We start from the raw sequence: 11,748 nt of genomic DNA on the forward strand, positions 1-11,748 counted from the left end.
CGGCGCTCAGGAGCGCGGGCGGTGGACCATCCCCTGGCCCTGCCCGGTGCGGTCGCGCGGCGTGCCGGCGGCGCCGACCGACCGGTCGGTCGGGCTGCCTCCCCGGCGTCCGAGGTCGACGACGAGCAGGACGAACGGCACGATGATCAGCAGGGCGATGACAACGAGAGCGAAGCTCATCCAGGCCTCCCGGTCTGGTCTGACGGCGATGGTCGGGTCGAGCGTGTCGGTCGTCCCTGCCCGGCCTACCGCACGTCTGGGTCCATTGACGCGCACGACGCTACGACGGACCGCCGTCCGGCCCGAACTGCACCGCCTTTCGGGCGGAAGCTGCGCAATCGCACCGCGCCGCAGGGAGGAACGGCGCCCGTCGTGCCGTACTCCGGAGCATCGGCGGGCGCCACGGGGCGCCCGAGCTCCGTCCTCGGGGGCCTTCCATGGACGCCACACCCACGCACCAGTTCACCTATCCGACCGTCGTGCCGATCGTCCGCACGGGCGTCGGCGGTCCGCTCGGCGCCGCCGCGGGCACGTCCCGCCCCGGCCCGCGGCGCTGACGGCGGCGCCCCGCGGCCGGCCCGCGCCACGGCGGCGCCCCGGGTAGCGTCCCGGCCATGGCCCAGCCGCGCCCCGGCACCCTCGAGGCCCTCGCGGCCGCCGCCCCCGACCAGGTCGTCCTGCGCGAGCACGGCTCGGGCCGCACCCGCACCCGCGCGGCGTGGGACGAGCAGGCGGGCGCCCTCGCCGCCGTGCTCGCCGACCGTCACGGGGTCGGCCACGGAGCCCGCGTCGCGATCCTGCTCGCGCGCCCGCGGCTGGAGCTGCTCGACCTCGTCCTCGCGCTCGCGAAGCTCGGCGCGGTGCCGGTCCTGCTGCCGCCGGGTGCCGACCCCGCGCCCGCCGACCCGGCGGTGGTCTTCGCCGCGGCCGGCGACGGGCCGCCCACCGGCGCCCTCACGCTCGAGGAGGACCTCCCCGCGCTCGTCGCCGGCGCCCCCGCGGGGACGCGGCCGCTCAGCGGCTTCCGCACCGCCCCGCGGACGGTGCTCGCCACCGCGGGCATGCCGACCCGGCTGCTGGAGCGCGACGACACCCACACCGACGCGACTGCCCTGGCCACCGTCGCCGGGGATCTGCTCGTGCGGGCGGGGCACCGGCAGGGCCGCGGCCACCTGCTCGCCGCCGCGCCCTGGCTTCCGGCCACGCTGCTGCACGCGAACGTCGCCGCGCTCGCCGGCGGCGAGCTGACGATCGTGCCGTCGGGGCGCCCGCAGGACTGGCTCGACGCCCTCGGGACCCACGAGCCCGGGACCGCCGTGCTGACGCCCGCCGACCTCGCGGCGATCCTCGCGCTCCCGGCCGCGACGCTCGAGGCGGCCGACACCACGGCGCTCGACGCGCTGCTCGTCGCCGGGGACCACCTGCCGCTCCCCCACCGGCTCGCCGCGGCCGATCTGCTCGGCGAGGAGTCGGTCGCCCCCCTCTACGCGACCGCGGAGCTCGGCCCCGTCGCCCTGCTGCACCGCGAGGCGCTCACGGCCGACCCGGGCACCGCGGGCCTCCCGCTGCAGGGCGTCGAGGTGACCGTGCGCGGGCCGGACGGCACCGCGGTCGGCCGCGGGACGGTCGGCCGGATCGACGCCCGCTCACCGCTGCGCGCGGACCCCGCCGACGCGACGAGCGGCGACCTCGGGCTCCGGGACGAGGACGGGCGGCTCGTGGTCCTCGGCCGTCGCTGGGACGGCTGGACCGACGACGACGGCCGTCCCGTGGGGCCGCTGCGGGCGCAGGACGCCGCCCTCGGCGACCCGGCCGTCGCCGCAGCGGTCGCCACCGCGGACGCGCTGCTGGTGCAGGCCGCCCCGGACGCCACGCCGGACCCGGGCGCGCTCGCCGACCGCGTCCGGGCCACCTGCGGGGCCGACGCGGCCCGTGACCTCGAGGTCCGCGTCGTGGCCCGGCTGGCGCGCGACCCGCTGGGTCGCCCGGTGAGCGCCTAGGCGGGGCGCAGCACGCCGGCGTTGACGCCGCCGAGCAGGAACGCCCCGCGCAGCGACCACGCGCGCGGCGCGGGCACGAGCTCGGCGACCGGGAGCACGGTCCGCCACCGCGGGTCGGTGCGGTGGGCGTCGGCGACGGCACGCTCGAGCACCATGCTGTCGTGCTGGTCCAGCGCGCTCTCGGCGTCGGCCCCGACGAGCACCTCCTGGCCGGTCGCCTCGACGCGCTCGCGCAGGCCGGGCGAGCGCGACAGGTGCGGGTGCCAGGCGTCCGCGACGTGGCCGTTGCCGGAGACGACCCAGACGCCCTCGCGGGTGGCGAGCGCGAGCGAGCGGTGCCCGGTCGTGTGGCCGGGCGTCTGCAGGACCGCGACGCCCTCGCCGAGCAGCAGCGAGCCCTCCGTCTCGCGCAGGAGGTCGGTGCGTACGCCGTGCATCGCGCCGGCGTAACGCGGGCGCTGCGAGGGGTGCGGAGCGCGCAGCGTGTCGGTCTCCGCGCGCGCGACGAGCACCTCGGCGCGCGGCAGCAGCGGCGCCCGGACGGCGCGGTCGGTGCCGATCGGCACCTCGGTGCCCAGCAGCAGCCGTGGGTCCTGGCCGTGGAGGTGGCCGATGCCGCAGACGTCGACGTCCTCCGGCGTCAGGCCGAGGAGGTGCAGCGCGCTGGTGACGGTGTCCGGGCGGGCGAGGGCGGCGGGCAGGGTCGCGCCGTCGGCGGCCGGCGAGTCGGGCACCCGCGGGTCCCAGACGAGCACGCGGTCGGCGCCGGCCAGGTCGGTGAACCGCACGACGACGAGCCGGTGCACGACGGGCACGGTGCGCACCGGCGCGCGCCGCACGCCGGGGATCACCGTGCTGGCGGGGAGCGGCTCGACCACGAGGTCGAGCGTCCGCACGGCGGCGACCGGGGCGGCCGCGGTCAGCCGCGCCCGCACCTCCGTCGCGGCGGCCCTCAGCGCGGCGGGACGGTCCCCGCGCGGCCACGTCGCCCAGGCGTCGTCGACCGCCTCCAGCGGTCGGGTGGGCAGATCGGTCCGGGTGGTCGGGCTCACGCCCGACCGACCCTACTTCCTCACTGGGCGGGAGCGCTCCACTGTGCCTCGGCGAGGTCGTCCCCGGCCTGCGCGAGCGCGGCCGGCGTCTCGACCTGCGGGGTGTCGCGGAGGTACCACTCGGCGTCCAGCGCCGCCTGGCAGCCGCTGCCGGCCGCGGTGATCGCCTGCCGGTAGGTGTGGTCGACGAGGTCGCCGGCGCCGAACACGCCGGGCCGGTTCGTGCGGGTCGAGCGGCCCTCGACCTTCACGTAGCCCTCGTCGTCGACGTCGATCTGCCCGCGGACGAGCTCGGACTGGGGCTCGTGGCCGATCGCGATGAACGCGCCGCCCATCGGGAGCTCCTCGATCTCGCCGGTCTCGGCGTGCTTGAGCCGCGCGATCCGCTCGAACGGTCCGTCCCCCTCGAGGAACGCGTCGACGTGGTACGGCGTGCGCCACTCGATGTTCTCGATCTGGCGGGCGCGGTCGAGCATGATCTTCGAGGCGCGGAACTCGTCACGCCGGTGCACGACGGTGACCTTCGAGCCGAACTTCGCGAGGAACATCGCCTCCTCCATCGCGGAGTCGCCACCGCCGACGATCACGATCGGCTTGTCGCGGAAGAACGCGGCGTCGCAGGTGGCGCAGTAGGAGATCCCCTGGCCGGAGAGCTCCTCCTCCCCCGGCACGCCGAGCTTCTTGTGCTCCGCGCCCATCGCGAGGATGACGGTGCGCGCACGGTGCTCGTCGTCGCCGACCTTCACGACGTGGATGCCGCCGGGCTCCTGCGCGAACCGGACCTCCTCGGCGAGATCGGTCACGAAGCGGGTGCCGAACCGCTCGGCCTGGTCGCGCATCGTCTGCATCAGCGCGGGGCCGTCGATGCCGTCGCGGAAGCCGGGGTAGTTCTCGACCTCGGTGGTCTGCTGCAGCAGGCCGCCCCAGGCGAACCCCTCGATGACGAGCGGCTCGAGGTTCGCGCGCGCCGTGTAGAGCGCCGCGGTGTAGCCCGCCGGGCCGCTGCCGATGATGATCACGTTCTCGATGTCCGCCATGGTGCTCCGTCCGCTTTCCGGTATCACTTCACTTTGTATAGTACCGGACCGGTCCAGCGGTCCGGACGCCGCTCACGCCGTCTGCGCCCCGTCGAGCGCCGGCGCGCCATCGGCCCGCTGCTCGCGCCAGCCGGCGACCGTCCGCCGCAACTGGAAGTAGGCGACGATCCCGGGGATCGTCGGCAGCCAGAACGCGAACACGCGGTAGGCGAGCACGGCGACGAGCGCCAGCGACCCGCCGACGCCGAAGGCGACGAACGCCCCGATCATCCCGCCGTCCACCCCGCCGACACCGCCGGGCAGCGGCAGCAGGTTGCCGAGCATCCCGACGAAGTACGCCATCACGATGACCGCCCACGGCGGCGCCTCCCCGAAGGCGTGGAAGCACGCCCACAGGATCGCGATGTTGAAGCCCCAGTAGGCGATGACGCCGACGAGCGCCGGGTCCCGGCGCCCGATGTGCCGCAGCGCGATGCGCACGCCGGAGGAGATCGCCGCGGGCACCGTCGACAGCCGCACGGCGACCCGCGACAGCCGGCCCGAACCGCCCGCCCAGCGCTCGAACCGCCGCTCGACGTCCGCCGGGACGAACGTCATCAGCAGCGCGATCGTGATCACCGCGAGCCCGAAGACCGCCGGGATCACGGTGACCCCGAACGGCGCCGGGCCCTCCAGGAGGTTCCAGCGCAGCCCGTAGCCACAGAGCACGAGCGCCGCCATGTACACGGCGTAGGTGAGCACGAGGAACGCGATCGAGCGGTCCGCCACGTCGCGCCGTGACATGCCGCTGCGTCGCAGCGCCCAGGCGGTGAGCGCGATCCCGCCGGCGCCGCCGGCCGCGAACAGCCGCGTGGCCGCCAGCCCGGCCATGGTGATCTGGTAGCTCTCGCGGTAGCCGATGCGGTGCCGTGCCTCGCCCGTGACGTAGACGCCCTGGAACAGCCCGACGTACCCGGCGAACGACAGGACGCTGAACGCGAACGCGAGCGCCAGCCACCACGGGTCGCCGTCGCCGAGCCGGTTCCAGGTGTCCTCCAGGCCGCTGAGCTGCGGCAGCACGAAGTAGAAGAACGCGACGGCCCCGAGGATGAAGACGACCCCGAGGATCAGGGAGCGCCGGTCGAACTGGACCCGCGGCATCTCCTCGTCGAGGTGGTCGTCGTCGAGCTCGGCGGTCGACAGGGCCTCGCCGGCGAGCTCGGCCGCGACGCGCGGCGCGTCCTTGACGCCCATGCCGCCGAGCTGCGGCTGGGTCCGCGCGGGCCGGACCGGGCCGGCCGCCGGGACGTGCGGCGGCGCGGGTGGGGCGGCGGCGGCCGTCGGCGCCGGGGGCTCGGGGACGACCGGGTCGGGCGCCGCGGGCGGCAGGTCCGGGGCCGGCGGCACGTCGCCGACCGGTGGCTGCTCGCCCTGGCTCATGGGTGGGCGGCGGCCTCCAGCCGCTGCACCCCGCGCGAGAACGCGCGCAGCGCAGGTCCGGCGCGCGGGCCGACGCGCCGCACGCCCTCCGCCAGCCCCAGGCCCGCGAGGAGATCCACGACGTAATGCTCCCCGAGGTAGACCAGGCCGAACCCCAGGGTCAGCGCGTAGGTCCAGCCGACCGTACCCGCGACCCGGCCGGTCTCGGCCAGGAGCCGGGCGGCCATCACGGATGTGGCGAAGTGCAGGGACGGCATGGCGGCCAGCGGGTTTCCTCCGAGGAAACCGTACAGCGGCCCCCACCCGTCCTTCCAGAACTCCTCGCCGTGCTCGACCATCATGCGCCGCATCGCGGGCGCGCGACCCTCCTGCGCCGCGTACCACGGCGGTGCGGTGGGGATCGCCCAGTAGCCGATCAGGCCGAGGTCGAACACGCCGTACATCCTCGCCGCCCCGGCCGGGAACCGCTCGGGGTGTCGCACCAAGAGATAGGCGACCGTTCCGTGGGGGACGAGGAACCACAGCCAGTGGGTCCAGACGAGCGCCTGCTCGGCCGGACGCACGACGCCCTCCCGCCCCAGCGCCCGCTGGAGGCGCACGCCGGGCAGCTCGCCCAGGCCGATGACGCGGTCGATCCGCACCGGGTAGTCGATCCGCACCCGCTGCGCCTGGCGCTCGGGGTCGTCGGCGGGCATCTCGTAGGTCGCGATGTACGCCCACATCTGCAGCACGCAGGTGGCGACGTCGCGACCCCGGCTGCGGGGCAGCGCGACGCAGACCGCCACGGGGGCGGTCGCGGCCGTCGCGGTGACGACCGGCGGGGGCAGGCGCAGCCTGCGACGGACGAGCGGCGCCGCGACTCCGGCGACCACCGCTCCCCAGGCTGCCGCCTTGATGGCGCTCGACACGCGCACGGCGCGGCCAGTATAGGTTCGGCCATGGACGACGGGACGCGCGAGGGCGCAGAGGGTCGGCGCATCGTGGTCACGGGCGCGGGCGGGTTCATCGGCGCGGCCCTGTGCCGTCGGCTGGTGGCCGACGGCGACGAGGTGGTGGGCCTGGACCGCTCCCCCGCCGTCGCGGACCGCGTGCAGGCGACCGGGGCGACGTTCCGGGCGGCCGACGTCACCGACCCGGCCGGCGTCGCCGCCGCGGTGGAGGGCGCCGACGGCGTGATCCACACGGCGGCGCTCGTGTCGGACTGGGGCGCGATGGCGGACTTCGTGCGCGTGAACGTCGGTGGCACGCGCACCGTGCTGGACGCCGCGCAGGCGGCGGGCGTGCGCCGCGTGGTGCACCTGTCGTCGGTGGCGACGTGGGGCTACGAGTTCCGGGGCGACCTCGCCTCCGAGGACGCGCCTGCCCGCGTGTGCGGCGCGCCCTACGTGGACACGAAGACGGCCTCGCACCTGCTCGCGCTCGGGCGCGGGGCCGCGGTCGTCCGTCCCGGGGACGTCTACGGCCCGCACTCCGAGCCGTGGACGAGCCGGCCCGTGCGGATGCTGCGCGCCGGGCGCTTCGTGCTGCCCGGCGACGGCGGCGGCATCCTGACCCCGGTCTACGTCGACGATCTCGTGGACTGCGTCGTCCTCGCGCTGCGCCACCCGGACGCGGGCGGCCGCGCGGTCACGGCCCACGACGGCTCCCCGGTCACCGCGCGCGAATTCTTCGGCCACTACGCGCGGATGCTCGGCCAGGGCCCGGTGCGGACCCTCCCGGCGCCGCTGCTGCGCGCCGCCGCGCTGGCGTTCGAGACCGTCGCGCGCCGGACGGGCGGCACCCCGGACGTCACGCGCCAGGCGCTCACGTACATCACGCGCCGGGGCGCGTACCCGAACTCGGCGGCGCGCGACCTGCTCGGCTGGGAGCCCCGCGTCGACCTGGCGGAGGGCATGCGCCGGACCGAGGCGTGGCTGCGTGACGACGGGCTCCTGGGGTAGAACGGGCGCGTGACGCCCACCGAACTGCCACACGGGACGCTCTTCGCGGGCCACGAGATCCTCGGGGTCGCCGGGCGCGGCGGCATGGGCGTCGTCTACCGCGCGCGCCAGCTGGACCTCGACCGCACCGTCGCGCTGAAGCTCATCGCGCCCTCGCTGGCGGAGGACCCGTCGTTCCGCGAGCGGTTCATCCGCGAGTCCCGCGTGGCGGCGTCGCTGGACCACCCGAACGTCATCCCCGTGTTCTCCGCAGGCGAGGAGGACGGCGTCCTGTACCTGGCGATGCGGTTCGTGCAGGGCGACGACCTGCGGACGCTCGTGCGGCGGGAGGGCCCGCTCAGCGGGCCGCGGGCCGCCCAGATCGTCCGCCAGGTCGGCGCGGCGCTCGACGCGGCCCACACGCGCGGCGTCGTGCACCGGGACGTCAAGCCCGCCAACGTCCTGCTCGGCGAGGGCGACCACGCGTACCTGACCGACTTCGGCCTGACCAAGCGCGTGGACTCCGCCGGCGGCCAGACCCGGCCGGGCGGCTGGGTCGGCACGCTCGGCTACGTCGCGCCCGAGCAGATCCGCGGCGAGCGCGTCGACGCCCGCACCGACGTGTACGCGCTGGGGTGCGTGCTGCACCACGCCCTCAGCGGCGAGGCGCCGTACCGGCGGGACTCCGACGAGGCGACGATGTGGGCGCACCTGCACGACGACCCGCCACCGCTGGTGGTCGAGGGCCTCTCCCCCGCGTTCGACGCGGTGGTCGCCCGCGCGCTGGCGAAGGACCCGGCCGAGCGCTTCCCCTCCGCGGGCGACCTCGGGCGGGCGGCCCTCGCCGCCGCCGACGGCCGCGCGGACCTCGCCGCCGCCGCCGGCCGCGTCGTGGCGACCGGGGCGGCCGCGCCGCAGGGGCGCGACGACCGGCCCACCGCCGCCCCGCAGCCGCCGGCCCCCGCGACCGACCCGGACGCGACCCGGACCGGCACCCCGGCCACCGATCGCGTCCCCGGCGGTCCTCCCACCCCGGCCACCGACCAGGTGACGCCCACGGGTCCGACCGCCGCCGGCCCGACCGCGACCGGCGGGCGCGCGGGCGGCGCCCGTCGCCCCGTCGCGATCGCCGCGGCCGCAGCCGTGCTGCTGGCGGCGGGCGGGATCGGCGCCGCGCTGCTGCTCGGCGACGGCGACGAGCCGACCACGCCGCGGACCGCGACGACCGGGACCACCACGACGACCACGGACCGACCGCGGGTCGCGCGGGTGACGGCGACGCTCAGCGCGGGCTCGCGGCCCAACGACGTGGCCGCCGGGCCGCGCGGGCTGGTGTGGATCGTCAGCAACCCCGACCGCCGCATGAGCCTCGTCGACGGCGACCGCGACCGCCGCGGCGACCGCCAGCCCGAGATCGGCCCGGGCGCGCAGAGCGTCGCGGCGGGCCTCGGGCGGATCTGGGTCGTCAAGAACGGCACGAACTCGCTGATCCAGCTGAGCGACCGCAGCGGCGTGCGGACCGGCGCCGCGACCGTGCGGCTGCCCGCCGGGGAGCCGGTGCGCGTGCGGACCGGCGAGGGCGCCGTCTGGGTCGGCATCCGCGGCAGCGCCCCGGTCTCCCCGGACATGGTCGAGACCGTCGTGAAGATCGACCCCTCCAGCGGCACGCAGCAGTCGATCGCCGTGCGCGGCGGGGTCCAGGACCTCGACGTCGGCGCGGGCGCGGTCTGGGTCACCGGCCGCGGCAGCGAGACCGTCACCCGCATCGACGCGCGCACGGGCGCGCAGCGGCGGTCCTCCACGGGCCGGATGCCGCGCGGCGTCGCCGTGGGCGGCGGCAGCGTCTGGGTCGCCAACAGCGCCGAGGGCTCGGTGACGCGGATCGCGGTCGACGACGCCACCGACCGCGACCGCGTCCGCGTGGGCACCGCGCCGCGGGGCGTCGCCTACGGGGCGGGGGGCGTCTGGGTGACCAACGAGCTCGACGACACCGTCACGCGGATCGACCCGCGCAGCAGCGAGGTCGTCGGCGAGCCGATCGACGGGGTGGGGCGACGGCCCGCCGCGCTCTCGGCCCGCGGGGACCGCGTCTGGGTCGTGTCGCCGCAGGACGGCACGGTCGCCGAGATCCGCGTGCCCTGACCGTCAGAGGTCGCGGACGGCGATGACGCCGCGCTGCAGCGCCTCGGCCACGAGCCGGGAGCGCTTCTGGTTCTGCGGCAGGTGCTCGATCCCGAACCGCTGGAACAGGCCGCGCAGGTGCGCCTTGACCGCGTCGACGCTGAGGTGCAGCGCGTCGGCGATCTCCTGGTTGGTGGCCGGGACGGCGAACTCGTCGTGCTTGTACGGGCGCGCGAGCGCGAGCAGGACCTGGCGCTGGGTCGCCGACAGCTCGGCGGGCGCCGCGCCGTCGCTGGCGACCTGGGTCGGCCGGGACTCCTCCAGCTCCGGCCGCCGGTAGGCCAGCAGCGTGCGGCCGACCCGCACGACGTCGCCGTCGCGCAGCCGGTACCGGCCGCTGATCCGCTGCTGGTTGACGTAGGTGCCGTTGCGCGAGAGGCCGTCGTCGCTGATCGTCCACTCGCCGGCGATCAGCTCGAGCTCGGCGTGCAGGCGGCTGACCTCGTCGTCCCAGCCCAGCGCGACGTCGCAGGTCGTGCCGCGGCCGAGGCTGAGCCGCTCCCGCGCGCCGTCGAGCTCGACGAGCGTCTGCGCGCCCTCGCCGTCGCGCAGCACGAGGAACGGGCGCCCGAGCCGCTCCGCATCGATCCGCGCGCGGAGCTCGGCCGGCGAGGCGGCGTGCGCGGCGAGCGGCGAGCGATCGGACATGCGCCAAGGGTCGCACAGCGTCCGGCCACCTCCACACCTGGGTGTGGGATCCCGCCACCCCGGGGGTGGAAGGTGTGACCCCGGGGTGCCTGGGACGGGAGGGCGTGCGGGCGGAAGCTGCTTCCACCACCCGACGCGACGAAGGACGACCACCGTGACCACCCTGCTGCTGCACCCCACCACCGCCCGCACCGCCACCGACGAGGAGCTCGTCGCCGCCGTGCGCGACGGCGCCCACGGCGCGTTCGAGGCGATCCACGCCCGCTACGCCCACGCCCTGCTGGCCTACGCCCGCAACCTGCTCGGGGGCGCGCACCACGACGCCGAGGAGTGCGTCCAGGACGCGTTCGTCCGCGCGCTGCGCGCGCTGCGCGCCGACCCGGACCGGGAGATCACGCTGAAGGCGTGGCTCTACACGATCGTCCGCAACGCCTGCCTGGACCGGCTGCGCAGCCGCACGAGCCGCTCGACCGTCGGCCTCGACGACCTCGGGGCGCTGCTGTCCGACCGCAGCGGCGACCCGCACGACGTGCTGGCGCGGCGCGAGGCGGTCCGCGAGGTGGTCGCCCACGTCCGGGCGCTGCCCGAGCGCCAGCGGCTGGCGCTCGTGCGCCACGAGCTGGAGGGCCGCTCGCACGTCCACGTCGCGGCGAGCCTCGGCGTGACCCCCGGGGCCTCGAAGGCGCTCGTGCACCGCGCCCGGCAGGGCGTCAACGCCGCGGCGGTCGCGGCCTGACGGCCGCCTGCGCGTCGCGCAGCGCGGCGACCTCGCGCACGAACGCGGCGACGACCGGGCTCCCGGGATCGACCTCGGGGTGCCACTGCACCCCGACCGCGAGCCGGCGTCCCGGGTCCTCGATCGCCTCGACGAGGCCGTCGAACGGGGCCCGACCGCTGACGACGAGCCCGGCGCCGAGCGCGTCGACCGCCTGGTGGTGGTGCGAGAAGGTCCGGTGCACCGTCTCCCCCGCCAGCCGCGCCGCCGCCGAGCCGGGCTCGAGCGCGACCTCGTGCTCGTTGCCCGCCCACGCGCCGACGGTCCGCCGGTGCTCCTCGGTGCCGAGCACGTCGGGGAGGTGCTGCACGAGCGAGCCTCCACGCGCCACGTTGAGCACCTGCATGCCGCGGCAGATCCCCAGCAGCGGCAGGTCACGCTCCAACGCCCGGCGGGCGAGCGCGAGCTCGTAGGCGTCGCGCTCGGGCGTGGTGACGGTGACCGCCGGGTCGCGCTGCGCCCCGTAGGAGGCGGGGTCGACGTCGGTGCCGCCGGTGAGCAGCAGTCCGTCGAGGAGGTCGAGCACCTCGTCGGGATCGTCGCGGTAGGCGGGGTCGGGCACGAGCATCAGCGCGTGCCCGCCACCGCGCTGCACGGCCTCGTGGTAGGCGGACGGGTTGAACGCGGCGGGCTCGTTCCAGGCGCCGTAGCGGACGGGCTCGACCGAGGACGTGATACCGATGACGGGGCGCGACACACGGCGATCCTACGGTCCAT

At 76.6% G+C, this 11,748-nt stretch carries 11 protein-coding genes; 4 read left to right on the forward strand and 7 right to left on the reverse strand.

Annotated elements, in window-relative coordinates; genetic code table 11:
• Window positions 1–6 precede the first annotated feature (6 nt).
• Complete coding sequence (locus tag C7Y72_RS23410) at window positions 7–180, reverse strand: hypothetical protein (RefSeq protein WP_154734907.1); 174 nt, start codon at window positions 178–180, stop codon at window positions 7–9.
• Between the two features lie 434 nt (window positions 181–614).
• Between C7Y72_RS23410 and C7Y72_RS15265 the strand changes: the two genes are divergently transcribed.
• Entirely contained in the window at window positions 615–2,000 is a 1,386-nt protein-coding gene (locus C7Y72_RS15265) for an AMP-binding protein (protein WP_107570046.1), read from the forward strand.
• On the opposite strand, the gene C7Y72_RS15270 is transcribed toward C7Y72_RS15265, so the two are convergent.
• The 4 genes from C7Y72_RS15270 to C7Y72_RS15285 all read right to left on the reverse strand — a co-directional run bounded on the left by C7Y72_RS15270 (window position 1,997) and on the right by C7Y72_RS15285 (window position 6,422).
• Window positions 1,997–3,052, reverse strand: coding sequence for an MBL fold metallo-hydrolase (locus tag C7Y72_RS15270; RefSeq protein ID WP_107570047.1), 1,056 nt, complete (start codon window positions 3,050–3,052; stop codon window positions 1,997–1,999). The two genes, C7Y72_RS15265 and C7Y72_RS15270, sit on opposite strands and share 4 nt — an antisense overlap.
• A gap of 20 nt (window positions 3,053–3,072) precedes the next feature.
• Window positions 3,073–4,089: a thioredoxin-disulfide reductase gene (trxB, locus tag C7Y72_RS15275; RefSeq protein ID WP_107570048.1), complete on the reverse strand. Its 1,017-nt coding sequence runs from the start codon at window positions 4,087–4,089 to the stop codon at window positions 3,073–3,075.
• A 72-nt stretch (window positions 4,090–4,161) separates the two neighbouring features.
• A complete protein-coding gene (locus C7Y72_RS15280) occupies window positions 4,162–5,508 on the reverse strand; it encodes a lysylphosphatidylglycerol synthase transmembrane domain-containing protein (RefSeq protein ID WP_107570049.1) in 1,347 nt (448 codons plus the stop codon).
• Window positions 5,505–6,422 carry a phosphatase PAP2 family protein gene (locus C7Y72_RS15285; RefSeq protein ID WP_233243894.1) on the reverse strand — a complete coding sequence of 306 codons (918 nt, stop codon included), beginning with the start codon at window positions 6,420–6,422 and terminating at the stop codon, window positions 5,505–5,507. Before C7Y72_RS15285 ends, C7Y72_RS15280 begins: the two co-directional genes overlap by 4 nt.
• Window positions 6,423–6,446: 24 nt before the next feature.
• Between C7Y72_RS15285 and C7Y72_RS15290 the strand changes: the two genes are divergently transcribed.
• Together C7Y72_RS15290 and C7Y72_RS23780 are read left to right on the forward strand one after the other, a co-directional pair.
• Window positions 6,447–7,448, forward strand: coding sequence for an NAD-dependent epimerase/dehydratase family protein (locus C7Y72_RS15290; RefSeq protein WP_107570051.1), 1,002 nt, complete (start codon window positions 6,447–6,449; stop codon window positions 7,446–7,448).
• Between the two features lie 9 nt (window positions 7,449–7,457).
• Window positions 7,458–9,569 (forward strand): protein kinase domain-containing protein, encoded by a 2,112-nt coding sequence (locus tag C7Y72_RS23780; protein WP_199223982.1) that lies wholly within the window; start codon window positions 7,458–7,460, stop codon window positions 9,567–9,569.
• Window positions 9,570–9,572: 3 nt separating this feature from the next.
• On the opposite strand, the gene C7Y72_RS15305 is transcribed toward C7Y72_RS23780, so the two are convergent.
• Window positions 9,573–10,256 carry an FHA domain-containing protein gene (locus C7Y72_RS15305; protein WP_107570053.1) on the reverse strand — a complete coding sequence of 228 codons (684 nt, stop codon included), beginning with the start codon at window positions 10,254–10,256 and terminating at the stop codon, window positions 9,573–9,575.
• A 154-nt stretch (window positions 10,257–10,410) separates the two neighbouring features.
• Here C7Y72_RS15305 and C7Y72_RS15310 point away from each other — a divergent pair, with 154 nt between their 5' ends.
• A complete protein-coding gene (locus C7Y72_RS15310; RefSeq protein ID WP_158276881.1) occupies window positions 10,411–10,992 on the forward strand; it encodes an RNA polymerase sigma factor in 582 nt (193 codons plus the stop codon).
• Here C7Y72_RS15310 and C7Y72_RS15315 read toward each other — a convergent pair.
• Complete coding sequence (locus C7Y72_RS15315) at window positions 10,967–11,728, reverse strand: gamma-glutamyl-gamma-aminobutyrate hydrolase family protein (RefSeq protein ID WP_107570055.1); 762 nt, start codon at window positions 11,726–11,728, stop codon at window positions 10,967–10,969. The genes C7Y72_RS15310 and C7Y72_RS15315 overlap by 26 nt on opposite strands.
• Between the last annotated feature and the right edge of the window lie 20 nt (window positions 11,729–11,748).

The organism is Paraconexibacter algicola, assembly GCF_003044185.1.
Lineage (GTDB): Bacteria > Actinomycetota > Thermoleophilia > Solirubrobacterales > Solirubrobacteraceae > Paraconexibacter > Paraconexibacter algicola.